The following is a 26,833-nucleotide window of genomic DNA, read 5'->3' as shown; positions in this document are numbered from 1 at the left end:
CGATGGCTGAAATATGAGTCCGACGTTTCGATTCGCCTCGGGTGCGTTGCCGCTATAGATATACCCGTACTTCCGGATGTCGAAGCGCTGACGATCTGGTGGCATTCCCCGCCCTATAACTCAAAGAACATCTGGCAATACGGCGGTTCACCGCTGAGAATTCAAAATTGGGGGGCCCGAGGCCGGCTACATCCCGAATACTCCAGCCACTGGAAACCTGCGAGGACACCGCCAGAAAAAGACGACACGTGACAACATCGCCCATGGGTCCCCGGGCGGATGCCGCCGAACTTTGTCGTTGATCTGCACCAACGTTATTCGCGCCGAAGTCGAGCAGCATCACGATATCCCACAAATACTCCATCTGAAAATTGCGCACGACATCGATGAGCTCTTCGTCGGTCGCACCTTTGGCGCGGAGGCTCTTTAATGCCAAGCCGCCACCAATGAATGGATCGCTTGGATTCTTTTCCGCATCCGCAATCTCGCGGTCGATCCACTGGGAGTCACCTTCCTTCACAATGGTGCGCCACATCAGCTTCAGAAAGATCATCTTCGGGAGGTTTGGAATGCCCTCGATGACCTGAGTCCTCGCCCAGCCTTCTGGATTTTCCACACCGAGCTGTTGAAACTTTTCGGTCATCTCATCCAGCTCGGCTTTTTTCCACTTGCGCTTTGCTTTTTCGTATGCCCCAGGTTTGCCCATGGAGCCCACTTATCACAGAGGTTCGTCCGAAGACCACACCTTGGTGAAGTTCAAACCTTTCAGCTTGGCCGCCTTCACACGCGCGACGAAGCGATCGCTGAAGTAGATCTGGCTCAGCTTCCGCCGCAGCTTGAAGATGTCCACGCCTTCGACCGCGGACGGGATGAACACGGGTTTCTTGATGCGGCTGATGCGGTCGGTTCCCCCGACGTAGTTGACACTCGAACGCGGTTCGTCCAGTGCATCGTCGACGGCCCGCAGATTCAGCACGTACAGCTCGACGCCGCCTTCGTCCTGCAAGGGCAACAGCTCTCCGTGCGCTTCGAGCATGTCGCGCAGCACATCCACCGCGGAGCGACGCAAGATGAGTGAACCTCCTTCATACGGCAAATCCGCGGGACGAAATGCTTCGCGTTTGCTGCCGCGCACACGTTTGACGACCACAGGCTTCCAAGTCGCAAGACGCGGTGTGCCATCCAGGTTGCCCAGGAGTTGCCAGTCATCGTAGCCGCCTGGACACTGGACGATCTCGTAGCCTCTCACGCCGATCGAGTCGTAGATCTCCATCACAAGAACGTCCCTTTGGTGAGTGGGTCCGCGATATCTCGTAGCTTGGCGATAACTTCTTGCTTCGTCTTCAAGCCCTCCAGCGCATCGTTCACCTTCTTGTAGTACGCTTCCATGTTGGAAAGCGGTCGGTGCACCTGCGATCCCAGGGGGTTGGGCGAGTTTTTCGTGGCCGGAAGAAACACACCGTTGACCGCCTCGTCAAGGCCGATCTTGAAGCGTGCGTCAAAGCGATTGCTGATATCAAATCGGCGTAGGATGCCGGAAATACTGCATATAGCTCGCTTGACGTGGCGGAAGCTGCGTGATTGCATGTCAATCATGCGGCTTTCTTTATGTGTTATCCTTGCCGTTCTTTTTCAATTCGTTCATGCGCCATCGGCGAATGCCGCCGATTACGACCGACCCGTCGAGGCGCCCCAAGCGGGTGGATTCTCTCCCTCGTTATTCATTTTCGTGACGATCGTACCCTACGATGGGCAAGGCCCAGGAGGGTGGCAGGAAGCTGTTGCGACTCTAAAATTCATCGACATGCGCCACTTGCTCCCCGAAACGTGGACATGTACGATCAAGGTTGGCATGCCGATTCGCCCGCGAAAATATGGCGTCATCTCGCCTGCTGTTGCTGCATCGATGAGCGCGGCGGCTGCAACGACGGCATCCAAGGCCGTCATGATGCGACAGCCCAAGTGGATGGCCGCAGCATATTGCATTCAGTTTGCAACAGAGGTCAGAGTGACGCTCAATACGACATGGGTAGACCTTGGTGCGAGGGTCAATCGCCTGTGAAACATACCATGCACGAGTTATTGCAAATCGTCTATCAATATTACTGGCGAAGCACTTCTTACGACACGAGTGAGCCCTATGGACCGAGGGAAGCGCTGGTGGAGGCCCGAAAGCACGCCGGTCGGCCGAATTCGGCTTGGCAGAAGCTGCTCGTGCGGCTCGATGCGCGTTTTCCCGATCGCGCGACGAATCGATCTCTCCACCTGGCGGGAGGTGGATTCGACGCATGTTATTTGGTTAAGCTCGAAGGCTCGTCGAACGCAGACGGAGAGCCTCATGATATTGGCCTAGCCATCAGCTTCATCGCGCCATATTACGTCGTCTACAACTCGCGACACGTTAAAAAAAATCATCACAACTATGATGAAGTCTGGCGACTTCACCCGTTCGACCTCGCGGACGATGAAATCGCGGACGCTCGAGCAATGGTCGACGAAATGAAAAAGTATTTCCCCGATCACGAACCGCTGCCCGAAGAAATCGGCAACATCGTCGTGCCTGATGTGCTCGTTTGCAATCAGCTCCTAGGAATGGGCACCATCTACCACTGCCTCTTCACCGACAGTTGGTGGTGAAAACTCGTGCCCCCACGTCCCCCCATCCACGACGACCCGCGCATCTTCCACCACCACCTCGGCCGCGCGTCACGCCAAATCTGCGCCCTCCCCACCCCCCACCCTCGTGAAATCGCCTCCCTCCCCTCGCTCGCGCATTCCCTTGCCCGTGGCGCGGCTTTCCCAGCATGCGCCGCCGCATCCGCACCTTCGTGAGCCGCCCGCGCCGCATCCATCGACCACCTCACGACGCCATGAACCGCCCCGCCCAGCCAGCCGAGGCACCTCACGACGTCCCGTAGCGAGCCACCTCCAAGCGCACTCGCAGGCCACGCCTCTGCGACCCCGTCGCGCCAGTCATCCTCGCGCGACCACGCCATCGTGAACCGCATACCGAAGGCACAACGTAACCATCCGGCCATCCGCACCGGAGCGGGCCCTCGAGATTGCACTATGATCGTGCCCACGACAGGAGGTCGGGATGGCACGGAGAAACGCATCGCAATGGGCGAAGCTTGTAAAAGAGTGGAAACGTAGTGGCGAGACGGCAACCGAGTTTGGTGCGCGCGTTGGTGTCGAGGCGCATTCGCTTCACTCGTGGCGTTGGCGGCTGAGAAAAGATGGCTTGCTCGACGACGAGCATGCCGCGCAGACTTCTGCCGCACCCGTATTTCGCCTGTCCACGTCGTCTCGCGAGATTGCGGGCTCGTGCAGGGACATGACCAGCACGTCGATAGCGTTGTCGACGAGCGCAAGACAGTGCGCGTCCTGCCGGGATTCGACGATACGACGCTCCGCCGAGTGCTTGAGGTGCTGAAGGAAAGGGCGCTGCGAGAATGTTCACGCTTCCGCCGGCATTGCGCATTTGTTTACTGCGGCGCCTACGGATCTGCGCAAAGGCTTCGATGGTTTGTCCGCCGCCGTGATGCAAGTCATCGGCGAAGACCCGGCGTCAGGGCATCTTTTTGTTTTCTGAAACCGTCGAGGGGACCAGATCCGCGTCCTTTCTGGGATCGCACCGGATATTGCATCTTCGCCAAGCGGCTTGCCCAGGGCCGGTTTCACCTGCCAATGCCCGTACCATCCAGCGCTCGTCACGTCGAAGTCGACGCCGCCGAGCTGGGATTGCTCCTCGAAGGTATCGACTTGAGCGATGCACAGCGACGCAAACGCTTCAGGCTCGTGCGCCGCGCGGACAATGCTGCCTGAAGTTGACCGCCACATCTTTTGGTTTGCCCTCAAATCGTGGAAAACTCCGGCGACAAACAGAAAGTTTGTCGTTCTGTTGGCCACTCGCAGCGCCATCCGGTACGGGGCGCTCATGTCTTCCCTCGACAAACTCACGCCACGATGACCTTGCCGACGTACGCGCCAAACTCCAGGCGATGGCCGAAGCAGGCCGCATCGACGAGCCTCATCGCGCTGGTCATGGACCCTTGGTTGCGGGTCAAAGAGGAAAACACGGCGCTCGCCATGCGGTTGCAAAAAGGCGTTGCGCTCACTGTACGGGCGCAAGAGCGAGAAAATCAGTACCGAAGACCTGAAGGCAATGCTCGCGAAACTCGGCGAAGATGCACCTGAAGCGCCGCCACCCGCACCACCGAAACCGCCCGCGCTCTAGCCGCCTCAAAGGCCACAAGGGCCGCAATCCATTGCCGAGCAACTTGCCTCGGCAACAGAAGGTGATTGCCGTGCCCGAAGAACTGCGAAAAATGTGCTGCGTGTGGCGCTGACAAGACGTGCATGGATTACGTCAAGAGTCAGATTTGGACTTCATTCCGGCCAAATTCGTGGTCATCGAGGAGCTTCGAGAAAAACTCGTGTGCGGCGTTGGTGATAAGGGCGTGGTGGTGGCGCCGAGCGAAAAGTCATGGATAAAGGGCGACCCGGCTCGGGACTGCTCGCGAAAAAATCGTCGTCGACAAGTGCGAGGATCCCATGCCGCTTTATCGGCAATGCAAGGAATTCGCGCGCATGGGCGTACCGCTGTCGACATCGACGATCGGAGACTGGTCGGCTTTTGCGCTCGATGTGCTCGCTCCAGTTGCTGGGCGCGTCGCGGAAAAGGTGATTGCATCCCCAGTACATCAATGCGGACGACACGGGTTTGCCGGTGCTCGAAAGGAGACCATCCAAATGGCGTGAAAACGAGGGCACTTGTGGGCGTATTCGGGGCGGGGACTCGTCGCATTCCACTACACGCCGAATTGGAAGGCGGATGGGCCGGCAGAATTTTTCGATGGTTTCCGCGTCTATTTGCAAGGCGACGGGTACGCCGGGTACGAAAAAGCGCTTCGAGATGCCATGGATGGCGATACGGGAGATCGTTCCGGCAGAGCGTCGTCTCGGCTGCGGGATGCACATTCGGCGCAAATTCGAGGAAGCTGCGAAGCTCGGCGATGTCCGAGCGGCCGTGGCGACTGGATTTCTTCAAGGCGATCTACAACCTCGAAGCGCGAATACAAGGAGCACAAGCTTTCCAGCGAAGATCGGCTCGCGCAAAGGACGTTGGGCAGCGTGCCGCTCGTGGACGAGCTCTATCAATGGATTCGAGACGTCAAGCCGCAAGCGATTCCGGAAAACACCGCTCTACGATGCGGCGCGGTACGCTGAAAAAGCAAGAAGCTGCGTGGCGTCGGTGCTTCTCGGATGGCCAATTCGAGATCGACAACGGCGAAGCCGAAAGACGATTACGTTGGGTTGCGCTAGGTCGAAAGAATTCTGGTTTGCAGGATCTGACGCCGGCGCAGAAAGGCTCGCCGGGCTGCACGCTCACCGGATCCTGTCACAAAAACGGGCTCAATCCGCTGGAATACCTGACAGACGTGATCGAAAAGCTGCAATCCGACTGGCCTATGAGTCGCCTGGATGAGTTCTTGCCCAACGTCTGGCGCCCGGGCATTGCCTGAGCTGATGAACGACATCTGAACGCTTCATCGCATCGTCGGCGATGCGGGCGCATGCGTGTGCGCGATGCACGCGTCCGCGTTGAGCGTAGCACGTGCACGGCAGGCGTCGGGTGTAGTTGGTCGGGCGGATACGGCACAACGTCGGTCCCACGTCCCCGTGACCCCTCGAATGCGCGGATCCGACCTGCGCGAGGCCCCGGAAAATCGTCGAGCACGCGCAACTTCGTGCTTTTCACGACGCGACGAGCGCGCCTAAAGTACGCACCAAGCTCGCTCACATCCTGGAGGTACTCACAAGCCGCAGATGGAACCAACCATGCGTTCACGACACGCCCAATGCAGTTGCGGGCAGCTACGGGTCACATGCGACGGCGACCCGATCCGCGTATCGATATGCCACTGTCTCGCGTGCCAGAGACGAACGGGGAGCCCGTTCGGACAGCAAGCACGCTGGCCAGCCGATAAAGTGAAAATCGAAGGCGTCGCGACGAGCTTCGTCCGCATCGGTGATTCCGGCGTGACGGTCACGTTTCGGTTCTGCCCTACGTGCGGATCGAACGTGTATTACGATGTCGCCGATATGCCCGGTGTCATTGCGGTACCGGTGGGTGCCTTTGCAGACCCGAACTTCCCGCCGCCTACGTTCTCGGTGTACGAGGCGCGAAAACATGGCTGGGTGAACGTGCCCGAAAGCATCGAGCACATGGATTGACGGGGGAGCGACTGCGCAGCAGAGTTACTTCACTTTATTCTTCGCCTGCATTTGCACGAACGACGCCAATAGCTTGCGATCGGCGTCGCTCAGTTTTTCCGCAATGCCGGCATGTGTCCCCTCGAGCTTCGGGTCCATCGCGCCCTTGGGATACGTCTTGCCACTGCCAGGATTGTCAATCTGCGCCAATATCCACGCCACAGATCCCCAACCTCGAAGCTCCGGTGCAAGCGATTCTTCGTCGTCGGTTTTCCCATCGAATCGATGACAACCCGTACACCGCTGTCGCACGAGTTTTTCGCCAGGCATTCCCTCGCCCTTGCCCTCGGCTTGCGCCGCCAAGAATTCCACGATGGCATTCAAGTCCTCCTGCTTCATGGGCGAGAATTCCTTGGCCATTTCAGGGTCGTCCGGCGGCTTCGTCATGCTCGGCATCATGCCTTTGAATGCCGTCTTGCCGAACATCGAATCGTGATCCGGCTCCATGAGCACGCGCGTAGCCCATGACGCCGAGCCAAACCCCGTGAGGTCCGGCGCCGTGTCCTCGCCGGCCGGAGGTCCCATTTCGCCCATGCGATGACAGCTCGCACAATGCTGCTCGTATAGCCACACGCGCCGCGTTTCAGGATGATTGCGCATCATCGCCAATGCACCCTCGGGGAGGTACCCCCTCGAATGCAATCGCAAGCGATTTCTTGGCTTGCACTTCGGCTTTGCAACAGCCTTGACGAATTCGGGATCCGCTGCGTCGTGCTTGAGCGACGCGCCCGTGAGAACGCCCGCGCCAATGCCAAAAAGCGCCACCGGAACGAGCACCGGGAGGCGCTTCATCACACCTCGATCGGCCTTCTTGTCGAAGAGCGGGAGCACAATGAGATACCCGACGACGAGAAATGGAAGCACGACCGTCGCGATGAGCTCGAGGCGTCCCGGAAACGGCTTGCGCATTTCGTAGAGCGCAAGAAAGTACCATTCGGGACGCGCCGGATAATCGCTCGTCGGGTCGGCCGGAGCGTCGAGCGGCGCGCCGTGATGCTTCCACGTGAGAACGAAGACGACGGCGAGGACGAGCAGCGCGACGACGAGATCACGCGCAGCTTGCGATGGGAAATATCGTTCGACTTTGACCGCGTCCGCGGGCGTTTCGAGGGCCGGGCCGTGCTTTCGCGAGATCATGACGTGCATGGCGAAGAGCAGGCCCGTCACGAGCGGCAAGACGATGGCGTGCGCGGCGTAGAGGCGCGTGAGGGTGAGGTTCCCGGGCAAACTGCCGCCGAGAAGCGCTTCTTGCATGATGGTGCCGACGACGGGCACGGTGCCCATGATGCCGGTTTCGACACGCAGCGCCCAGAATCCGCGTTGATCCCAGCGCAGAGGGTTGCCGGTGAGCGCGAAGGCTACGATGAGGCCGAAGAGCAAAAGGCCGAGCCAATAGGTGAATTCGCGCGGCCTTCGGTACGCACCTCGGACGATGGCGTGCACGAGATGCACGGCGCCGAGGACGATGAGCGCTTGCGCACCGAACTGATGCAGGCCGCGGACGATCCAACCGGCGGGCACTTTTGCTGGATGTATGCAACGCTGGCCCACGCCGTCGTGGCACTCGGCGCATACACCGTGGAGAGAAGCACGCCGGTGACGGCGACGACCACGAGCATCAGGCCGAGGGCCGTGCCCCACGCGTAAGCGAAAACGAGCGCCTCCAGGCACGGTCGCTTCCACGAAGCTTTTCACGAGCTGTCGGTAGCCCGTGCGTTCGTCAATCCAATCGCCGAGTTTCACCCGACTTCCTCCTTCGTGGGTATGCCTTGCCGAAAGCGTCGGAAATCAACTTCGACAAACCCGTCCACGACGCGTACTTGGAGCGGATCCATCGCGCGGGGCGACGGGCCCGAGAGGGCTTCACCGGCGAGCGAGAACTTGGAGACGTGACACGGACATGCGTAGCTTTGCTTGTCTGCGTTGAGGTCGATGGAGCAACCAAGATGAGGGCAAACCGCGCTGAGCGCAGTGACTTGATCGCCCTTGCGAACGAGCCAGAGCGAGCCGAGGAGTTGATCGCGCGTGACGGTGTAGGCGTCGCGTTCGTCGGCGATCACGACGACGCGTTTGGGTTCGTCGGGTTTGACGTCTGCGAGGCGTCCGACACGGATCCATCGAGCCTTTCCCGCTTCGCCGTTGGAGGAGGGGGCGAGCATGCGGGTGACGGGCACGATGAGCGCGCCGGCATAAATCGCTCCCGACGCGGCAGCGAGCGCCTTGAGGGCACCTCGACGGTTCGTCGTCTGGCCTAGGTCTGCTGGAGGTTCCACCCTGGGAGGCTCTTCGACCAGCTCGTTCTGCATCTCTTCCGCCATCTCGTCGCACTCCTCTTGCCGCGCGTGCGCTCGGCGCGAGCAAGATAGCGAGAAGTGCGCGCGGGGGGAATACATCAATCAATTGAAGACCAAGCAGTGGTTTGATAACATCCTACGCTGAAGCCGCGGATGCGCGCATTTCGAAAACTGGGGCGCTAGCACGGTTGCGCCACGAAGAAAGGGCACACGACAATGAATTCGACTTGGCACCGGGTGCCTTTTGGGCCCACCCGAGGATCACTTGGCGTCCTTTGTTTTGGCACTCATGACCGCTGCAACCGGATGCGGCGCCGAAGACCAGGGCAGCACGGAAGGTGCTGGCGGAACGAGCGGCAGTGTTCGCAGTACGGATACCGTGAGCGAAGAGGCGGTGCCTTGGGGACCCGATGAAGATTGCCGGCCATGGGGGTGCGCGGAAAAAGCATCGGCAGAGTCGGCGCTTCCTCCACCGAGCAATGCGCAAACGTGCAGCACGGGCGCGGAATGCGCGAGCGGGTTTTGCGTCGATGGCGTGTGCTGTGACAGTGCGTGCAGCGGGACGTGCGAGGCGTGTACGGCGGCGAAAAAAGGTCAAGGCGACGACGGAACGTGCGGCCCGATTGCGCTCTACGGGGATCCGGACAACGAATGCGCATCCGGCTCGTGCGATGGTACCGGGAGCTGCAAAAAGTACAACGGCGCGACGTGCGGCGAGACGACGGATTGCTTGTCGGGCAATTGCGCGGATGGGTATTGCTGCGGCGCTCCGTGCTCGGAGACGTGTCGGGCATGTTCGGCTGCGAAACGGGGAGGTGGATTCAACGGGCAATGCGGGGCAATTGCATCGGGGACCGATCCGGATGACGAATGCACGGGCGGCGAATGCAACGGCGCGGGCGCATGCGTGATGGCGGGGCTCGGCAATGGCGCCGCGTGCATGACGGGCGCGCAATGTTCGTCCGGGAATTGCGCCGACGGCGTCTGTTGCGACGCTGCTTGCACGGGAACATGCGAGGCGTGCACGGCGGCGAAGAAGTCCCAAGGGGCCGATGGGACGTGCGGTCCGATCGCCGCGAACAAAGACCCCGATAACGAATGCTTTGCAGGGGTATGCAGCGGATCGGGGACGTGCCAAGGGTACAATGGCGCGGTTTGCAGTTCGGCGGGCGACTGTTTGTCGGGGTATTGCGCCGACGGATATTGTTGCGGCAACGCTTGCACGGGAAGCTGTATGGCTTGTTCGGCTGCCAAAAAGGGAGGCGGCGTCAACGGGCAATGCGGACCGATTGCAGCGGGAACCGATCCCGACGACGAATGCACCGGCGGAGAATGCACCGGAGCGGGAGCGTGCACGGCGCCCGTGGGCCTCGAAAATGGAAGCGCGTGCAGCGCGGGATCGCAATGCGCGTCGGGGAATTGCGTCGACAAAGTCTGTTGCGATACGGCGTGCTCGGGAACGTGCGAGGCTTGCACGGCGACAAAGAAGAGCCAAGGTTCCGACGGGACGTGTGGTCCCATTGCAGCGAGCAAGGATCCCGACAATGAATGCGCGGCCGGTGCGTGCAGCGGAACGGGCACGTGCCAAAGCTACAACGGCGTCGTATGTGGCGCGAGCGCGCAATGTTTGTCCGGGTATTGCGTGGATGGATATTGCTGCGGCGGCGCGTGTACGGAGACATGCAGAGCATGTTCGGCTGCCAAGAAGGGTGGCGGCATCAATGGTCAATGCGGCGTGATCATGGCGGGAACCGATCCCGACGATGAATGCGGCGGCAGCGGTACGTGCAGCGGCGCAGCCGCTTGCACGATGGTCGACAATGGATTTGCATGTGCGACCAGCGCTGAATGCTCGTCCGGTTTCTGCGTCGACGGCGTCTGTTGCGATACGGCATGCACTGGAACGTGCATGGCATGCAACGTGACCGGCTCGGAAGGCACCTGCTCGAACGTGCCGAATGGGCAAGGCGATTCGAATTCGTCGCCCGTCTGCGGCGGTATCTGCGATGGACAAGGCAACTGCCAATCCAATGCCGGCGCGCCGTGCACATCCGGAAGCGAATGCTCGAGCCACGTTTGCGACGACGAAGTGTGCGCTGCCGTCGCCACACCGAGCGCTCCTTTCCAATGGGCCACCATTCTTTCGCCCACCGTCGACAGCAGCATCGACATCGAATGGATTACGCCGCTCGCAAACGATGGCGTGTCCGGCAGCGGCTCCAAGACGGGCTCCATCGACCTCAATGGTTGGATGCTCGGTTCGGGTCCTTCGCAGGCGCAACCCTGGTGGTTCACCTTTGATGCATCGGGCAGCCCGAGCGTCGTCGAGGATGCGGCCCTGAACGACGCCGACAACGAAACCACGTACTTGCGTGCACGTGCACGTTATTCGGATATCGTCGCCACGGTGCATTGGTATCACGGCGGCTCCGATTCCATCTACACTTCGCAAATGGACGCGCCTTCGTGGGTGCGTACCTACGACGACACGGAAATCACGAGCCTCACGGCGGGCGACGGTGGACATGTGCTCATTGCGGCATCGGTCTCTCCGGACAGCCTGACGGGCGTCGATTTTGGCGACGGCACGCTCGTCACGGGCGACCGCGTCGTGAAGTACGATCCGCTCGGCCAAGTGGAATTCAACGTGGCTGCTGGAACGCTGCAGCTCGGATCGACCATCGGTCCCGCGGGCCATTTTTACGGCGTGTCGCGACAATCGGGCGTCCTTTCGATTGCGAAGCAGGATGGCATGGGCAATTCGCTTTGGACGAACACCTATCCGGTGACGACATCGGCGGGCACGTCCCAAGCGGTTGCGCAAGCATTCGACGAGAGCGGCAATTTGTTCGTCGCCTTCAACTTCAATGGCACGGTGGACCTCGGCACCGGTCCCATTGCTGCGACTGGCGTCAATGATCTTGGTTTTGCCAAGTTCGATGCGGACGGCAATGCCATTTGGGTGAAGCATTTCGGCACATCGAGCTTCAACTTGTACGGCGTCTTCATGGATTACACGAGCACCGACGACGCGGTGATCGTTGGGTATTTCCAAGGCACCGGCAACTTGGGCGCGGGCGACTTCACGGGCGGGAGTTTCCTTGCCAAATTCGATGAAACGGGCGCGCTGGTTTGGCGCGGCAATCCACCGACGAGCTGGTACGCGCTCACTGGCAGCGCCTCCGGAGCGGTATTCGTGGGTGCCACCAGCAAAACCGCCGACTTCGGCTGGGGAGCACCGCTCAGCGGCACTGGCGGGCTCGTCATTGCGAAATACGGGCCGTGATCAACTCGTAATAGCTAAGCTTCGGGAGGTTTGATTTCTCGGCGCTGCGGCGGGGGCCCCGCTGTTCGAGCCGCCGAAGGCGGCGAGTTCGGGGTGCCGCATGTGCCGAGAAATCAAGCCTCCCGAAGCGCAATCAACGAAGTAGCGTAGTATTGCTATGATCAGAGGGTGTTCCGCGGGCGATTGCGTCCCCGAAACCCCCTCGGAAAACCAACACTCACGGAGCCGCTATGCAGCCGTTCGCGCACCCCGGCGAATTCGGATCGCACGCCGGTGTGCACTTCCAATCGCAATCCGGAATTCCGCACGGATAACAGCACGCAAGCCCCGGGCCACACATGGCGCCATTGGCCGATTGGCCGCACACGGCACCATCCGGCAAGCCCCCGCCACCGCCGCCCATGCCAGCGGTTCCGCCCGAGCCAGCCGCTCCGCCGGTCCCCGCCGTTCCACCCGTGCCCGCTTCGCCGCCGCCAGAGCTCGAGCTCGAGCTCGACCCGCCAGTGCCTCCACTTCCGCCGCCGCTCGAATCATCGCAGGCGACAAGCAAGAACGCGTTCATCAGACCCAAAACGAAAAGAAGATTCCATCGCATGATGGCGATCCTAGCGGCAAGCGCGTCACCACGGCAACTTTTCTTGCAAGTGAACGTACGCGCTCGTCGGTCCGTCCTCGGCAACGTCGCAAAGTACACGCTCGTTCAGGCCCATCTCGCTCAGGCGCGCGCATTGCGTTTGTCGCCTGGAACCTCGCGCATGCGTACATCGAGCGGCCAGCGGTACACGTTGACACGGCCTTCATTGCACGCGGATGCGAGGTATTGTCCGCTCACATCCATGGCCAAGCTGATCATCGGCCGCCCGCGCCCCATCACGTCACGTTCGAGCACCCCCGTGGACACGTTCCATACGCGAATCCCGCCGCTCACGAGACCCGCGACGACGCCATTGCCGGATTTGTCGAATGCGAGCGAATGCACTTGTTTGCCGTCTCCCCGAAGCGTCTGCACGAGCTCCCAATGCTGCGTTTCCCACACGCGCACGGCCCCATCGCCGAATCCTGCCGCAAGCCAATTCCCCGCGGGAGCAAACGCCACGGTGCGCACCAGCCCCGGGCTCGAACCATCCCGAACCACCGTCACCGCGCGCAATTGACCATCCCAAAGACGAACCGATGCATCGTCGCCCCCCGACGCAATCAATGACCCATTACCCACCATCGCCACCGCACGCACCCACTTGAGCTCGACCGGAAGCATCGCCGCAAGCTCGCCCGTGGCAACGCGCCACGAACATACGTGGTTGTCCTCGCTGCACGAAACCAGCGTCGAGCCATCGTCATTCAAAGCCAAATCCCGCACGGGCGCTTTGTGGCCATCCATCAATTGCATCAGCTTGCCCGTCGTCACTTCGAGCAACCGAATGCGCCCGTCACTGCACCCAAGCGCGACGAATCCCGGCCCGGTCGCAATGCAATTGACGCGTACCACGAGCTTCGTCGTCCATTGGCGCACGCGAAAATTCAAGTCGAAACCCGCCACGTCCCCATTCCACGATGCCGTGAAAAAAAACGGCCCCATGTTGTCGAATGCAACGCAACGAGGCCATTCGTCCGCCGGCACCGCACACCATGCGCCGTCTTCGTTGTTTTCGGATTGCAAGTCTCCCGGTACCATAGGAAACCGCGGTTCGAAACGAAGCGTGCGTCGATGTTCATGATGCTCCGCACCTCGCTCGCTTCCCGAAGCCTTCACTTGCGACGGCCTCGAGGGTTTGTCCGTGTCCTTGCCCTTCGGCACATTCGAAGATCGACGCGGATCATACGTGAACTTCTGCGAAGCAGGAAGCGGCTCCGATTCGATGAACGGCGCCGTCTCGACGAAAATCCGCGCATCGAGCTTCATCGACGTAATGCGCGGACGACGGTGAATCGCCACGTGCAACTTGTCCGCCATGTCCATCGCTGCGTCGAATCGGTCGTTGATGTCGCGCGCCAAAGCCTTCGCCATCCACGCATCGATCAATTCCGGAAGGTCCGGCCGCCTATGCGTCGGCGGCATGAACGATCCCACCTCCACCGCTTTCGCCACCAAAAAATCCGTTTTTCCGGTAAAAGGCACCGCGCCCGTCAGCAATTCATACGCCACGACCCCGAGCGCCCACAAATCGGCTCGCTGATCAACCACGCGCGGATCGACCCCGAGCCGCTCCGGACTCATGTACTTCACCACCCCCAGATTCGACCCGCCACTCGAACTGGTCGTCTCCGCATCGAGCTGTTTGACGATACCAAAATCGAGCACCTTCAGAAATGGTTCGCCCTCGACATCCAAGACAAACAAATTGTCCGGCTTGATGTCACGATGCACGAGCCCCATCCGATGCGCCTCACTCAGCGCTTTCGCCGCATGCTCGATCATTCGGCATACTTCTTCGGTGGGCATCGGCCCCATCCGCTCGAGCCTCGCTCGAAGCGTCTCACCCCGAAGCAGCTCCATCACGATGTACGGCTCCCCCTCGGCCGTCGTCGCATGATCAAAAACCTTCGCCACATGCGGACTCTGCAAGAGCGCCGCCGCCTGCGCCTCCTGCGTGAACCGCCGGAGCGACCCCTCCGTCGTCGCATGTTTCGACACCATGAACTTCACCGCGACGTGAGTTCGCAATGCCAAATGCTCCGCCGCCCATACCTGCCCCATTCCCCCAACACCATTCTCGAGACGGCGCACCAAACGAATGGTCGACGTAATGAACTGTCCTTGATAAGGCATCGTGAGTCCCTGAACGTCCAAACCCCCGGCAAATTGCTCGGGACGTTGCCTTCCTTCCATATCTGACTTTCCAGATCATGTCCAGACCCGACGAGCACCGAGCGCCCCGAATCGATTCCGCATCAATATGTCCAGGTGTCTCTCGTGTTTTCCTGACTTCACATCCATCGCCGCCGCGCTAATGATTGCGCCATCGCGGTCGGTCGACGAAGATCCGGCCGCAAATCGTTTGAGGTCCAAGGTTCATCGCGTGTCTGCCCAAAGACGACAGCATCCCGAAGCTCGTGCGCTCGTCGTCTGCGCATGCGCGATCGTGCTTTCTGCTTGTCAAAGCGCGCCGAAGCCCAAGCCGCCAACGTGCCGCCCAAACGACCTGTCCGGCTGCATCATCGAAGAGGTCGAAATCCTCGGCAACGACGCGATCCCCGATGCGGCCATCAAGGAACGCATCGCCACCGCCGAGAGCGCCCACGCGCTCGGCGGGGTCTTGCAAAACATCCCCGTCGTGGGTTTGTCCGACCTGCTCACCGTCGAGTACGAGTACTTCGATCCGTTCGTCCTCGAACGAGACCTCGCACGCGTCGAACGATATCTGCGGGCTCGCGGCTTCTACGAAGCTCGCGTGACGGCTGGCCGCGTCGTCCGAAGACCGTCCGATGGTCGCGTGCGCGTCGAGATTTCGGTCAGCGAAGGGGCGCCGGTGAAGATTCGCCGCGTCAATCTCATGTGGAAAGACTGGCGAATGCCGGAAGCGGCGGAGGTGAGCAAGCCCGTCACGGAAGCGAAAAACGAGCTCGTCATCGGCGCGCGCATGGAGGAGGAAGCGTACGAAAAGACAAAAAAAGCGCTCGCCCGCGCGATGACTGATCGAGGTTTTCCGTACGCGAACGTGGTCGGTCAGGTCAAAGTCGACCTCGTCGCGCACACGGCCGACGTGACGTACACGCTCGAGCTCGGACCGCGGTCGAAGTTCGGCGCCATTCGCATCGTGGGCCTTGGCGAGCTTCCCGAAGGGATCATTCGCAAGTCGCTTGGTTTCAAGGAAGGCGACCTATTTTCCACCGAGACCCTCGTCGACGCCGAACGAGCGCTGGGTGACTTCGGCATTTTCGGAGCGATCGACATCAAGCCCGAACTGTCACCTCCAGACAAACCTCCCGACCCGACGATCCCCGTCACGATCACGCTACAACCGTCCGCTCTTCGCGCCGTGAAGCTCGGCGTGGGTGCCGAAGCTGGCGCGCGCGTGGAAGTGCACGGATCGGCGAGCTGGGAGGATCGAAATTTTCTCGGCGGGCTGCGGCGGTTTGCCATCGAAGCTCGTCCGGGCGTGGTGTTTTACCCGAGCGCGCTGTTCAACTTGTTTCTCGCTGCGCCGACGCAGGTTTTGCCCGAAATACGGTCTCGCTTCGAATTGCGACAACCAGGCGTCATCGACGCGCACACGCAGGCCGTTCTGCGCGGAGCGGTCAACATTTACCGGCCGCTCAACATCATCAGCACACCAGCGCCGGATTCGGAAGAAGCGAAGGAGCCAGCTCTCGGGTATCGCGAATATTCGGGCACGGTCGGCATCGAGCGGCGATTCGGCGGTTTTCAGCATTATCTTGGGCAATTTTTTCACGTTCAGGTGGACGATCCATTTTTGTATTGGAGTGACGAACATCCACCGGGGTTTTCTCGGCTGCTGCTCATGTACCTCGAGACGTCGGGCAATTTGGATTTTCGTCGCGATGATCGAGGCAACATCGATCGCGTGAGCCCTCGAAAAGGCGTTTTTTTGGGTCTGAATGCGCAACTCGCGGGCGTTTTCATGAAAAGTGACGTCGACGACGTGCGCCTGCGCCCGGACCTGCGAGCATACCTGCCCATTGCACCGCGCGTGACGCTCGCATTTCATCTGAGCGGCGGGTTTCTCATTCCGCAACAGAACATTTACGAAGAAACACTCGGCATTCTGGAGCAGAAAGCAAAAGAACGCGTCGGCGTCGACGAAGATGGCGACGGCATGGTCGATGGCACGAATTTGAAGCTCGACGAATTACGCGCGACACTGCAAAAACTGCAATTTCGCGGATTCTACAGCGGCGGACCCACCTCCAATCGCGGATACATTTACAACGGCGTCGGTTTGCATTCCAATGTGCCTTTGCGTCGAACGGGTGTCGCGCCTTGGTCGCCGACGGGCGGATTGACGTTATGGGAGGCGACGCTGGAATTGCGTCTTTCGTTCACGGAGAACTTGGGCGCCGTCCTGTTCCTCGACGGAAGCGACGTGACGAGCGGCGTGTTGGACATTCGCGTCGACCGGCCGCATTTGTCCGGAGGGATCGGCGTACGTTATGCAACGCCCGTGGGTCCCGTCCGCGTCGATGTAGGCGCACGCATTCCGTGCGCGCAGGTGATCGGGGAATGCGACGAGGTGCAAATCGCGTACGACGCTGGGCGATTTGGATATACGGGCGGGTTTCCGCTCGTCACGACGATCGCGATTGGCGAGGCGTTTTAGTGTGGAAATGAGCGCTCGCGGACGAGCGTTTTCCATGGCGCGGCGTCCAGGCGCTCTGATGCGCCCCTGGAAACGCCCTACCCCTCTTCTTCTTCCACGCTGAATATCGCGAGCGCCGTCAAACCGATCGCCGTCGCGCACTTGCCACATAGAGGCGGTTCTTCGTAACGAACCTCGTCACCTCGTGGCCACACGTACAACCCCCGGCCGGCAGGTTCGCCCCGTACGACCGTACTGCATGCATCGCACTCGAACTCCGCCGGCTCGTCTGCTTCAGCCGCGCGCGCTCGCAAAGCGCTCTCTGCGAACGAATCAATCGCCATGGAAATTGCCAGGCTCCGCGCTTGTTCCATCTTCGGGTCCCTCTGGTCCGCGACGGCCCGACTGTAGCTCAGGTGCGCACCGGATGCACCCACTTCTAGGGCTCGACCCTCGAGGCCCCGTGCAGATGGAACAAGCTTGCACACACAGCCGTGCTCACACGTCCGCTTGGACCTCCGCGCTCTTCTTGGACTTTGCCTTCTTGGCCCCATCGAGCGCACAGCTCTCCAGCAAAATCTCCGCGACATCGAGCTGTTTCACGCTTTCCTCTTTGCCGTGAGCCTTCAAGCCGTCGGAAATCATCGTCTGGCAGAAGGGACACCCGGTCGCAATCGTCTTCGCCTCGGTCTGCAAGAGCTGCAACGTGCGCTTGACATTGACGCGATCCTTGTTCTGCTCCTCCATCCAGAACTGCGCTCCGCCCGCGCCACAACAAAGCCCCTTGTTGCGATTCCACCCCTCAGCCTCGACGAGCTCCACGCCGGGAATGCTCTTCAGAATATCCCGCGGCTGCTCGTAAACGCCATTGTACCGGCCGAGGTAACAGGAATCGTGGAAAACCATGCGACCCTTGACCGGCTGCGTGGGCTTGAGCTTCTTTTCCGCGACGAGTCCCAAGAGGAAGTCCGTGTGATGTATCACTTCAAACTTCGCTCCGAAGTCCGGGTATTCATTCAGGATCGTGTTGAAGCAGTGCGGGCATGCGGTGATGATTTTCTTGATGCCGCCTTGGTCTTTGTATCCGTTCAGCGTCGCGACGTTTTGCTCGGCGAGCATGGCGAACAAGTATTCATTGCCGGCTCGACGCGCCGGGTCGCCCGTGCACGTTTCTTCTTGTCCGAGGATGGCGAAGTCGACGCCTGCGGCTTGGAGCAATCGAGCGGTCGCACGCGCGACTTTTTTGGCTCGATCGTCGTAGCTCGCCGCACAACCCACCCAATACAGAACTTCCGCCGTCGGGTTGTCCGACATGGTTTTCACGTCGAGCCCTTCGGTCCAGTTCGCGCGGTCCATACGCGCTAGATTCCAGGGATTGCCATTGACTTCCATCGCCTGGAATGGGCCATTGAGCTGCGAGGGGAATTCGCCTTTGACGAGCACCAAGTGGCGGCGCATGTCGACGATCTTGTCGACATAGCTGATCATGACGGGGCATTGCTCTTCACACGCGCGGCACGTCGTACAGGCCCAAAGCACGTCGGGATGAATGACGCTCGGCACGAGGTCTTTGAAGGCTTCGCTCGGCTCGGCGGGTGCAGCTTCGGCGCTTTCGGCGCTTTCGGCATCTTCGAGGCGCGGGAGGCCTTCGCCGACCGTATCCGATTTCGACTTTTCGTGGACGAGCTCTTCCGCGTGTTCGTACAGATGATCGCGCAAGTTGAGCGTGAATTGCTTGGGCGAGAGCAACTTGCCCGTCTTGTGCGCCGGGCAATTGTCCGAACAACGCCCGCATTCGGTGCACGTGTAGAAGTCCACGATGGCCTTCCACGTGAAATCGTTGATTTTGGTCGCTCCGACGGGTTCGGCTTTCGCCGGATCCTCGGCCGCGGCCATGACCTTTTCGCCAATGGCTTCCGCGGTCGGCGCGAGCAATGGCAATCGACCAGCCGGCTTGGTCTGCCGGAAAAACACGTTCGGAATGGCCGTGATGATGTGGAAGTGTTTCGAGTACGGCAGGAGATTCAGGAAAAGCAGCACGAGCGTCGCGTGCGTCCAGAAGCCCACTTGCGCGAGCACGCGGAGCGTGTCGTGCGAAACGCCCGCGAGCATCATGGCAAAGGCCGAGCCTGCGGGTGCGGGAAAAGGTTCCCAGGCGAGCGGATGGGTGGGTACGGGTCCGAGCGGCGCCGTGATTTTGCGAATCGATTCACACGTGACGTCTTCGAGGTTTCCACCGATGCATTGTGGCAATGCTTGATGGTGCAGCACGATCGACGCGCCGTCGTACACCATGTCGGCCACCATCATCGTGATGATGATGCCCAAAATCAAAATGGCCTCGCCGGACTTCGTCATGCGTGGTTCTTGGCGAACTACCCGGAAATAAAGGAATACGACGGCGCCGACGATGACGAGCGTCGCAATGACGTCCTTCAGGAATTCGTAGATGTGCCCAAGGGGCAAACCCAGAAATCCTTCCGGCCCGAGAATGAAAGCATTGAACGAAGGATCGAATCCACGCCCCCAGAGGATGATCGATCGGAGCAGCAGGATCGCAAAGCCCACGAAGATGAGCATGTGCGCGGCTCCGGCGAGCCGGTAATAATGCATCTTTTTCTGAGCGAGCGCATAGATCGCCACGCCCTCGAGACGCTTGCCAATGTCGTCGAATCGATCCTCGTCCCTGCCCACGCGCAGGAGTTGCCATCGCTTGCCGGCGCTGTACGCAAAGGCGCCGACGAGTCCGATAATGACGAGGAACATGAGAAGGGGGTTCATCGCAGCGGTTCTCCCAGAAAGCGACAGAGGGCGAAACGTGTTCTAGGGGGCGACGGGGCAGCGCGTCAACAAGCGCGCGTCGAAACTGGGGTGGGTTGGGAAAGTGTAAACTCGAACGATTTTTCTTCCGTGCCAGGTCCCGGAGACAAGTCCACGACCATGCCAAACGGGCGCTGCCCTACGCGCGCACCCAGGCGCACACGCACGGGCGCAACGGCACCACCGAGCTTGTCGAGACGAATCACGACGCGATACGTGCCTCGCTTTGGATCACCCTCGGCAAGGTACACGTTCTCGATGTTTTGCCCCTGGCACTCGTTGCCCATTTGCGGGCAGTCTCGATCCTTGACGAGGCCGGACGACGTGGGTTCTCCAAGCCGCGCGATCTCGCCGCTCGGATCGTACACGTTCAAGTCGACATCCGCTTCGACGGCTTCCCAAGCGATGGCGAATTGAAGGATGCCCGTGTGCAACCCACAGCCTTCGTCGATGACGCCGTTGCAGTTGTCGTCGTGCGCGTCGAAGCACTTTTCGATGCCCGTCGGCGTGCACGCGGTCTCGAGCACGACACCCGGGGACGCCTTGACCTCGCGCACCTTGAGCGCATCACGCGGAGGCGCCGCAGGCACGTCGATACAAGCTGCGAGTACGAGGGCAAACGCTGCAAGCACGCCGCGGCGAGCATGCCCCGGACGAACCTTCAAAACGTCCCCACGCATGACAAGCCGACGTCGCCATACGGTCCACAACCAAGAGACTTCACGACGGAAGTCGCTTGGGCCTTCTTGGCAGCAGGAGCGTCATCGGCGGGTTTGGCGGGTTCGGGTTTGGCGATGATGGCCAGGACCAACCCACCGGCGCCTACGACGAGACCGCTGACGCCAAGGCCGATCCCGAGATTACGCAGCGTCGTCGCATCGGTCGCGTCTGCGTTGACGACCTCGCGATCGAGCAAGCAGTGTTCGAGGTTCCCGCGGGCGCAGTTCGTCCCGTACACGTACTCGTGAATTTTCACGTCCCGCGCGACGTTGGCGGAGATGTATCCAGACGCGGCGCCTGCGGCAATACCCGCCAAGCCCAAGCCAAGTCCTGCGCCTGCCGCAATGAAGCCGATCATCTTTTGGTTGGGAATCAGGTTCTTCGGCGGCGGTGGCGGTGGTGGTGGTGGTGGTGGCGGCGGCGGTGGCGGTGGCGCTTCGACCTTCTTCGGTTCGAGCGCAATCGTCACCTCCTTGTTCGCCTCGACGTCCAGCTCCTCGACGGCATCGGTGTGCTCGGGTGCGCTCAGGACAAACTTGTGTTTTCCGGGCAGCAAACGGAAAGGTTTGTCCTTTGGAAAGTCGGCGACGGGCACGTCGTCGATGCTGAGTTTGGCCCCCGCAACCTGGGTCGTGACCGTGACGCTTCCGATGTGCATCATCGCCTTCGCGATCTGCTCGGAGACGTCTTTCCTGTCGGCTTCATCGAGCGCGCCCGTCTGCGAGTCGAGGGCTTCTTCCATCGCTTCGACCGATGGGATCCAGCGTTCGAGCGCGAGCAGCGTATAGCCGCGCATGCGGAGGATCTGCGCGCTTGGATAAAGCGCCTTCGCTTGCTCGAACAGGTCGAGTGCTTTGTTGAAGTCGCCCGAGCGATAAGCGCCAAGTCCTTCGGACGCAGCCTGACGCGCGAGCGTAATTTGCTGTTGCGAGGCTGGCGCGGTGGGGGCGGGTTCTTGCGCAGAAACCTGACTGGGCGCGGCGACGAAAGCAGCACCAAGCAGAGCGGAGAGGGCGATGGCGAATGAACGCCGACGTGTGTTGCTCATCAGAACTTGATCGTGCCTTTGATCTTCGGGGCGACCGTGCTCGAAGGTTTCGGTTTTGCCGTGGTGTTCACAGCAGTCTTCGTGGGTGAAGACGTCGTCGTTGGCTTGGGCGCCGCAGCAACGGGCTCGGCGGTCGTTGCAGCAGGCGGTGGAGCAGCCGACGCGGCAGGTTCTGCCGATGCCGCAGGTTCCTCAATCTCGATGGGTTCGGCCGAATCCGCAGGCTCGGCGGACGCTACAGGCTCTGCAGACGCTGCAGGCTCGACCGCAGCCGACGCAGCCGGTTCTGCCGTCACCGGAGGCAACGGGAGCGCTGGAGCTTCAGCGGACGGCGTGGGCGCGGGCGCAGCTTCCGCCGCGGTTGCCGCCGCATTGCCCGATTGCGAGGTTTTTCCTTTGAGCACAAAGAAAAGCCCGGCTGCCCCGGCCAAACCCACGATGATGAGGCTTGCCGCGAGCACCGCCCCGAGACGCGACTTCTTCGGTCCAGGCGTTCCCGCCTGCGTCGAATAGAGTGGCGCGCCCGTCGTCGCTCCCGGCACACCCCCGGGCATCACACCACCCGATTGGGACAAACCCATTGCCGCAAGCTGCGCCGGCGGCACACCCGCCAGTGAAATTGCGCCTTGGTTTGGAACTCCAACCGGCATCGGCATGCCCGCTTGAGAAATTCCAGCCGCCTGAATGCTCGTGCCAGGAATGCTCGTGCCCGGAATCGAAGCCCCCGGTGGGATCGACAAACCGTACATCGGCATGCCCGCAACGGCTTGACGAACCTGCGCCGATGCCGACAAATCCGCCGGGTTTGGCATGTCCAGGTTCGTCGGTTGCGCGGCGTAGTTCACGCCCAACGCTTGAGCGAGCGCTTGAATTTGCTCCGTCGCATTCGGAAATCGCCCCTCGGCTTCACGACAGCAAGCGCGCGCAAACCATGCGTCGAACCGCGGACCGAGATGCGGAGACATCTGACTCGGTGGAACCATCGGCTCGTACAGGATCTGCCCGACGAGCGCGGCCATGCCTTCAGCCGACCAATAGTTTTTCCCAGTCAAAAGGCGATAGACGATGAGCCCGAGCGCCCACAAATCCGCGGCTGGCCCAACCTTGGACGCTTGTCCGCGCGCTTGCTCGGGCGACATGTACCAAGGCGTGCCGAAGATCGCGCCGTCTTGCGTCAACTCGCCAACGCCGCTTTGATCCAGCAGTTTGGCAATACCAAAGTCGAGAATCTTGACGAGCGGCGTGCCGTCTTCGCGCTGCGTGACGATGAGGTTTGCCGGCTTGAGATCGCGATGAACGATGCCGAGCCCATGCGCTTTGTCGAGCACGCGAGCGACCTGCTTCATGAACACGACGACTTCGCCTGCGGGCAAAGCGCCACGCTGCTTCAGCTCCGTGCCGAGATCGCGGCCTTTCAAGAGCTCCATGACGATGTACGGCGCGTCCCCGAGCTCGGGAGCCACGTCGGCATCGATCACGCGCACGACGTGTTCACTGCCAATCGCCACGGGCGCCCGCGCTTCGGTGCGGAAGCGTTCGACCGCGCCGGGGTTTGCCGCAAGCGCGGGAAGCAACATTTTCAGCGCGCAAAGCTCGCCTGTATTGGCATGACGAACCGCGTACACCGCACCCATGCCGCCTCGACCGATGATCTTTTCGACGCGGTAACGTCCCGAGATCACGAGCCCTGCGGGTAAATCGCCACCGTGTTGGAAGCCCGCTTCGGGTTCGGGTTCGGCCGGTTTTGCTGCAGCCGGCGCTGGTGCACCCGCTGCCGGACGCGGAGTCGCTGCAGGCGCGGCAGGTGCGCCCGCCGCAGGTCGAGGCGGCGCGGCGGCACCAGCCGCGGGACGCGGAGGCGGCGGTGCGCTCGGGCGCCCAGCGGCCGGAGAAGGCGGACGAGGCGGAGCAGGCTTCGGAGGCAGAGGCGCTGACACAACGAATCTCCCGACGGTGGTCAGTAGAAATCCACGATCGTCGCGATCGGGAGGCTATCGAATTTCGCTTCGCAGAGCAAGATGCCCGATCGCCACGAGACGCGCCTTCTTACGTTTCTGCAGGCGCAAAGATCTCGGGACTGAGCTCGATGCCCTTCGCCAGCAGGATCTCCGCTGCATGATCGATGGTCAGCACCATCGCGCGCGCTCGCAAAAGAAGCAGCTCGGCATCCGAAAGATCACCCGGTCGCCCCGTCGTTGCATGCTGGAGCAAAATCGCCGCCGTCACGCTCACGTTGAGGCTCTCTGCAAAGCCTCGCATGGGCACTCGAACACTGCGCCGACACGCACGCGAAAGCTCCTCGTGGATGCCATCACGTTCGTTGCCGAGGACGAGACAAACCCGCGGGATGTGGCGCAAATCCTGGGGAAGGAGCTCGCCCTGGGGGTGCGTCGCGACAAGCTCGTGACCGCTCTCTGCAAGCGTTTCGAGCGCTCCTTTGCTGTCGGGATACGTGCGCACGTGGACCCACTGCTCGGATCCACGAGCGACTTGCTTCGCCGCAAGAAACTCGATGCCCGCTCGCTCGACGACATGAAGCCGCTGCACACCGAACGCATCGCACGATCGGAGCACAGCAGCGCCGTTGTGCGGATCGTACGGGGCGTCCATGAGCACGGTGACGGAGTCGAGGCGCTGGGAAAACACGGACTCGAAACGCGCTCGGCGCTCGGCCGTCAGCAGCGGATCGAGCTCGCGAACGATGGCGTGTTGATCGAGCTCGGCGAGGCGAGCGAGGAGCTTACGCTGAGTTTGTTCGACGAAGATCGAGTGGGGGGTGCGCCGTCGCATGAGATGCGCGCGGGATTAGCATGGAGAGCGGCGACCGGCATATTTCGTTGGCCGGTACGACCAGCTCACCAGATTTTTACTCGTTTTTCCGGTGGCAGAAACAGCGCGTCGCCTTCCTTCACGCCGAATGCCGCATACCATGCGTCGACGTTCCGCACGACGCCATTGACGCGATACATCGCCGGCGAATGCGGATCCGAGAGGACTTGATTGCGAAGCGCTTCGTCGCGATAAAGCGTGCGCCAGACCTGCGCCCAGCCGAAGAAGAATCGCTGATCGCCCGTGTACCCGCCAATCACCTCGGCAGGTTTGCCCTCGAGCGACAGCGTGTACGCTTCATGGGCCACCGTGAGCCCACCGATGTCGCCGATGTTTTCCCCGAGCGTCAATTTGCCATTGACCTTGATCCCCGGCAGCGGCTCGAATTCCGAATATTGATCGGCGAGCGTCTGCGTGCGTTTCTTGAATGCATCGATGTCGGCCGGTGCCCACCACGTGCGCAAAATGCCCTTCGCGTCCGATTTGGCACCTTGGTCATCGAAACCATGCCCCATTTCGTGCCCAATCACGCCGCCAATGGCCCCGTAATTGACGGCAGGTTCCGCCTCGGAATCGAAAAACGGGGGCTGAAGAATGGCTGCCGGAAACACGATCTCGTTGAACGTGGCGTTGTAGTATGCATTGACCATCTGCGGCGGCATGAACCATTCTTCACGATCCGTCGGCTTGCCGAGCCTCGCTTTGTCGTACTCGTGATCCCATACCTCCGCACGTCGAGCATTCCCGAATGCATCACCGGGGACGACTTCGAGCGTCGCGTAGCTCTTCCACTTGCTCGGATAACCGATTTTCGGGCGGAATCCTGCGAGTTTTTCCAGCGCGACCTTTTTCGTCTCCGCCGACATCCAGTCGACCTTCTGAATGCGCGATGCGTACCCTTTGCGAAGGTTCTCGACGAGACGATCCATTTCGGCTTTCGCCTTCGGCTGGAAATGGCGAGCGACGTAAAGCTCACCCACGGCATCGCCAATCATCATATTGACGGCAGTCACGGCTCGCTTCCAACGAGCTCGCTGCTCCGGTTGCCCATGCAACGTCCGACCCACGAAGTCGAATACCTCGTTGTCGAGCGCCGAAGGCAATACATCCGCCGATGCGCGCAGGAAATGATAGGTGATGTACGCCTTCCACGTTGCAACCGGCGTCTTTGCGAAAATCTCCGCGAGCTTCGGCATCGCCGTGACTTCGCGGACGACGACCGAGCTTTCCTTGCCATAACCGAGCGCATCCATGTACTTTTTCCATGGAAACTTCGGCGCTTCTTTTTCGAGCTCCGCGACCGTTCGCAAATTGTACGTCTTGTCCCGATCGCGGCGTTCTGCAATGGGCCAATGCGCTTCGGCGATCTTCGTTTCGAGCGCCAAGATTTCCTTTGCATTCGCGGCGGCCTTCTTGTCGCCCACCATCGCGAGCACTCGGCCAATGTGCGCTTCGTACTTTTCCCGAATCTCCGTGAATTGCTTGTCGGTCTTCAGGTAATACTCGCGCTCGGGCAAACCAAGACCACTCTGAACGACCCCTACGACATAACGATCGGGATTCTTTTGATCGAGCGTCACACTCATCCCAATCGGCGCCTTGCACGGCAGGTCCGCTCGAGCCATCAGCAAGGCAATGTCGTCCGTGCTCTTGGCTTTTCCAATCGCATCGAGCAGCGGTTTGGTCGGCGCAAAACCATTCTTGTCGATGGCTGCCGTGTCGAGATACGACGCATACATGTCAGCAGCCTTCTGCGCATTCGTGCCCTTTTCAGGCTTCTTGGCAACCTGCTCGTCGAGAATCTTGCGCACGTTGGCATCCGACTCTTCACGCAATGCGTCGAACGTCCCCCAGCGCGCCCGGTCCGAAGGAATCGGGTTTGCCTTGATCCAGGCTCCTCCAGCGTATTTATAAAAATCCGCTCCGGGTTTTACGGAGGCGTCCATACCCGCCAAGTCGACACCAAACGTCCCGAGCTTGGGTTTGCCCTGGTACGTGGGTGCAGCCGGTGGCGTGGCGGCCGTTTCCGCCGGTTTCGCCGTTTCTACGGGTTTGTCGGGCAGCGGAGGTGCCGAAGCGCACGCGGCAAGAAGGAACAGAGCAGATGTACTAACGAGGCAGTGTGTTCGCGTCATGGCATTTGGTGTGTTGGCGGTACAGGAGCAACCCTGTCCGATGTGAAGCGATATGGCCAGAAGAAAAGGCCAGCCCGCAGGTAGACGAACGCCGTTGATCGTTGTGAGCGTCAAAAAAATGACACGGAATTCATCATTTGCAAGGCAACATTACGCTTGACCTCGGC

The 26,833-nt window shown here is 60.7% G+C and carries 22 protein-coding genes and 1 pseudogene; 9 read left to right on the top strand and 14 right to left on the bottom strand.

Annotation, left to right across the window (positions count from 1 at the left end):
* Positions 1–52: 52 nt before the first annotated feature.
* Genes IPM54_10165 through IPM54_10155 form a run of 3 tightly spaced genes read right to left on the bottom strand, consistent with a single transcriptional unit; the run spans position 53 to position 1,596 of the window.
* Positions 53–706, bottom strand: a complete 654-nt coding sequence (locus tag IPM54_10165; protein ID MBK9260187.1) for a hypothetical protein — start codon at positions 704–706, stop codon at positions 53–55.
* Between the two features lie 12 nt (positions 707–718).
* Positions 719–1,273 (bottom strand): hypothetical protein, encoded by a 555-nt coding sequence (locus IPM54_10160; protein ID MBK9260186.1) that lies wholly within the window; start codon positions 1,271–1,273, stop codon positions 719–721.
* Complete coding sequence (locus tag IPM54_10155) at positions 1,273–1,596, bottom strand: AHH domain-containing protein (protein MBK9260185.1); 324 nt, start codon at positions 1,594–1,596, stop codon at positions 1,273–1,275. The genes IPM54_10160 and IPM54_10155 overlap by 1 nt, the downstream gene beginning before the upstream one ends.
* Between IPM54_10155 and IPM54_10150 the strand changes: the two genes are divergently transcribed.
* The 7 genes and pseudogenes from IPM54_10150 to IPM54_10120 all read left to right on the top strand — a co-directional run bounded on the left by IPM54_10150 (position 1,595) and on the right by IPM54_10120 (position 6,237).
* The gene (locus tag IPM54_10150; protein MBK9260184.1) at positions 1,595–2,062 is read left to right on the top strand and encodes a hypothetical protein; all 468 of its coding nucleotides are present in this window, start codon (positions 1,595–1,597) and stop codon (positions 2,060–2,062) included. The two genes, IPM54_10155 and IPM54_10150, sit on opposite strands and share 2 nt — an antisense overlap.
* Positions 2,059–2,637 (top strand): hypothetical protein, encoded by a 579-nt coding sequence (locus IPM54_10145; protein ID MBK9260183.1) that lies wholly within the window; start codon positions 2,059–2,061, stop codon positions 2,635–2,637. Before IPM54_10150 ends, IPM54_10145 begins: the two co-directional genes overlap by 4 nt.
* 904 nt (positions 2,638–3,541) lie before the next feature.
* Positions 3,542–3,825 (top strand): annotated as a pseudogene (gene tnpB / locus IPM54_10140) (IS66 family insertion sequence element accessory protein TnpB).
* A 729-nt stretch (positions 3,826–4,554) separates the two neighbouring features.
* Positions 4,555–4,761, top strand: a complete 207-nt coding sequence (locus IPM54_10135; protein MBK9260182.1) for a transposase — start codon at positions 4,555–4,557, stop codon at positions 4,759–4,761.
* Between the two features lie 12 nt (positions 4,762–4,773).
* A complete protein-coding gene (locus IPM54_10130) occupies positions 4,774–5,229 on the top strand; it encodes a transposase (protein ID MBK9260181.1) in 456 nt (151 codons plus the stop codon).
* Positions 5,211–5,525, top strand: coding sequence for a transposase domain-containing protein (locus IPM54_10125; GenBank protein ID MBK9260180.1), 315 nt, complete (start codon positions 5,211–5,213; stop codon positions 5,523–5,525). Before IPM54_10130 ends, IPM54_10125 begins: the two co-directional genes overlap by 19 nt.
* A 316-nt stretch (positions 5,526–5,841) precedes the next feature.
* On the top strand, positions 5,842–6,237 hold the full coding sequence (locus IPM54_10120) for a GFA family protein (protein MBK9260179.1): 396 nt from the start codon (positions 5,842–5,844) through the stop codon (positions 6,235–6,237).
* A 24-nt stretch (positions 6,238–6,261) separates the two neighbouring features.
* Here the strand turns inward: IPM54_10120 and IPM54_10115 are convergent, their stop codons facing one another.
* Positions 6,262–8,019, bottom strand: a complete 1,758-nt coding sequence (locus IPM54_10115) for a cytochrome b N-terminal domain-containing protein (GenBank protein ID MBK9260178.1) — start codon at positions 8,017–8,019, stop codon at positions 6,262–6,264.
* Positions 8,016–8,582 carry a Rieske 2Fe-2S domain-containing protein gene (locus tag IPM54_10110; protein MBK9260177.1) on the bottom strand — a complete coding sequence of 189 codons (567 nt, stop codon included), beginning with the start codon at positions 8,580–8,582 and terminating at the stop codon, positions 8,016–8,018. The genes IPM54_10115 and IPM54_10110 overlap by 4 nt, the downstream gene beginning before the upstream one ends.
* Positions 8,583–8,859: 277 nt before the next feature.
* Here IPM54_10110 and IPM54_10105 point away from each other — a divergent pair, with 277 nt between their 5' ends.
* A complete protein-coding gene (locus IPM54_10105) occupies positions 8,860–11,856 on the top strand; it encodes a hypothetical protein (protein MBK9260176.1) in 2,997 nt (998 codons plus the stop codon).
* A gap of 217 nt (positions 11,857–12,073) precedes the next feature.
* Here the strand turns inward: IPM54_10105 and IPM54_10100 are convergent, their stop codons facing one another.
* Both IPM54_10100 and IPM54_10095 read right to left on the bottom strand, forming a co-directional pair.
* Positions 12,074–12,451, bottom strand: coding sequence for a hypothetical protein (locus IPM54_10100; protein MBK9260175.1), 378 nt, complete (start codon positions 12,449–12,451; stop codon positions 12,074–12,076).
* Between the two features lie 120 nt (positions 12,452–12,571).
* Entirely contained in the window at positions 12,572–14,686 is a 2,115-nt protein-coding gene (locus IPM54_10095; GenBank protein MBK9260174.1) for a serine/threonine protein kinase, read from the bottom strand.
* Between the two features lie 190 nt (positions 14,687–14,876).
* On the opposite strand from IPM54_10095, the gene IPM54_10090 reads away from it, so the two are divergent.
* On the top strand, positions 14,877–17,135 hold the full coding sequence (locus IPM54_10090) for a BamA/TamA family outer membrane protein (GenBank protein MBK9260173.1): 2,259 nt from the start codon (positions 14,877–14,879) through the stop codon (positions 17,133–17,135).
* Between the two features lie 77 nt (positions 17,136–17,212).
* Here the strand turns inward: IPM54_10090 and IPM54_10085 are convergent, their stop codons facing one another.
* The 7 genes from IPM54_10085 to IPM54_10055 all read right to left on the bottom strand — a co-directional run bounded on the left by IPM54_10085 (position 17,213) and on the right by IPM54_10055 (position 26,666).
* A complete protein-coding gene (locus tag IPM54_10085) occupies positions 17,213–17,458 on the bottom strand; it encodes a hypothetical protein (protein MBK9260172.1) in 246 nt (81 codons plus the stop codon).
* A gap of 154 nt (positions 17,459–17,612) precedes the next feature.
* Positions 17,613–19,880 (bottom strand): (Fe-S)-binding protein, encoded by a 2,268-nt coding sequence (locus tag IPM54_10080; protein MBK9260171.1) that lies wholly within the window; start codon positions 19,878–19,880, stop codon positions 17,613–17,615.
* An 80-nt stretch (positions 19,881–19,960) separates the two neighbouring features.
* Positions 19,961–20,614, bottom strand: coding sequence for a hypothetical protein (locus IPM54_10075; GenBank protein ID MBK9260170.1), 654 nt, complete (start codon positions 20,612–20,614; stop codon positions 19,961–19,963).
* Entirely contained in the window at positions 20,596–21,702 is a 1,107-nt protein-coding gene (locus tag IPM54_10070) for a PEGA domain-containing protein (protein ID MBK9260169.1), read from the bottom strand. Before IPM54_10070 ends, IPM54_10075 begins: the two co-directional genes overlap by 19 nt.
* Positions 21,702–23,639 (bottom strand): serine/threonine protein kinase, encoded by a 1,938-nt coding sequence (locus IPM54_10065; protein ID MBK9260168.1) that lies wholly within the window; start codon positions 23,637–23,639, stop codon positions 21,702–21,704. Before IPM54_10065 ends, IPM54_10070 begins: the two co-directional genes overlap by 1 nt.
* A gap of 109 nt (positions 23,640–23,748) precedes the next feature.
* The gene (locus IPM54_10060) at positions 23,749–24,492 is read right to left on the bottom strand and encodes an RNA methyltransferase (protein ID MBK9260167.1); all 744 of its coding nucleotides are present in this window, start codon (positions 24,490–24,492) and stop codon (positions 23,749–23,751) included.
* Between the two features lie 65 nt (positions 24,493–24,557).
* Positions 24,558–26,666 carry a M13 family metallopeptidase gene (locus IPM54_10055; GenBank protein MBK9260166.1) on the bottom strand — a complete coding sequence of 703 codons (2,109 nt, stop codon included), beginning with the start codon at positions 26,664–26,666 and terminating at the stop codon, positions 24,558–24,560.
* Positions 26,667–26,833 lie beyond the last annotated feature (167 nt).

The organism is Polyangiaceae bacterium, assembly GCA_016715885.1.
In the GTDB taxonomy this organism is placed as follows: domain Bacteria; phylum Myxococcota_A; class Polyangia; order Polyangiales; family Polyangiaceae; genus Polyangium.
The sequence above is the reverse complement of the archived record's forward strand: the minus strand, read 5'-3'. Positions and strand labels throughout refer to the sequence as shown.

Bases quoted from the DNA above. Each gene is read 5' to 3' on its own strand.
- IPM54_10165 (MBK9260187.1), bottom strand. From the start codon at position 706: ATGGGCAAACCTGGGGCATACGAAAAAGCAAAGCGCAAGTGGAAAAAA.
- IPM54_10160 (MBK9260186.1), bottom strand. From the start codon at position 1,273: ATGGAGATCTACGACTCGATCGGCGTGAGAGGCTACGAGATCGTCCAG.
- IPM54_10150 (MBK9260184.1), top strand. From the start codon at position 1,595: ATGCGGCTTTCTTTATGTGTTATCCTTGCCGTTCTTTTTCAATTCGTT.
- IPM54_10155 (MBK9260185.1), bottom strand. From the start codon at position 1,596: ATGATTGACATGCAATCACGCAGCTTCCGCCACGTCAAGCGAGCTATA.
- IPM54_10135 (MBK9260182.1), top strand. From the start codon at position 4,555: ATGCCGCTTTATCGGCAATGCAAGGAATTCGCGCGCATGGGCGTACCG.
- IPM54_10125 (MBK9260180.1), top strand. From the start codon at position 5,211: ATGCGGCGCGGTACGCTGAAAAAGCAAGAAGCTGCGTGGCGTCGGTGC.
- IPM54_10120 (MBK9260179.1), top strand. From the start codon at position 5,842: ATGCGTTCACGACACGCCCAATGCAGTTGCGGGCAGCTACGGGTCACA.
- IPM54_10110 (MBK9260177.1), bottom strand. From the start codon at position 8,582: ATGCAGAACGAGCTGGTCGAAGAGCCTCCCAGGGTGGAACCTCCAGCA.
- IPM54_10105 (MBK9260176.1), top strand. From the start codon at position 8,860: ATGACCGCTGCAACCGGATGCGGCGCCGAAGACCAGGGCAGCACGGAA.
- IPM54_10100 (MBK9260175.1), bottom strand. From the start codon at position 12,451: ATGCGATGGAATCTTCTTTTCGTTTTGGGTCTGATGAACGCGTTCTTG.
- IPM54_10095 (MBK9260174.1), bottom strand. From the start codon at position 14,686: ATGGAAGGAAGGCAACGTCCCGAGCAATTTGCCGGGGGTTTGGACGTT.
- IPM54_10085 (MBK9260172.1), bottom strand. From the start codon at position 17,458: ATGGCGATTGATTCGTTCGCAGAGAGCGCTTTGCGAGCGCGCGCGGCT.
- IPM54_10080 (MBK9260171.1), bottom strand. From the start codon at position 19,880: ATGTTCCTCGTCATTATCGGACTCGTCGGCGCCTTTGCGTACAGCGCC.
- IPM54_10075 (MBK9260170.1), bottom strand. From the start codon at position 20,614: ATGCGTGGGGACGTTTTGAAGGTTCGTCCGGGGCATGCTCGCCGCGGC.
- IPM54_10070 (MBK9260169.1), bottom strand. From the start codon at position 21,702: ATGAGCAACACACGTCGGCGTTCATTCGCCATCGCCCTCTCCGCTCTG.
- IPM54_10060 (MBK9260167.1), bottom strand. From the start codon at position 24,492: ATGCGACGGCGCACCCCCCACTCGATCTTCGTCGAACAAACTCAGCGT.
- IPM54_10055 (MBK9260166.1), bottom strand. From the start codon at position 26,666: ATGACGCGAACACACTGCCTCGTTAGTACATCTGCTCTGTTCCTTCTT.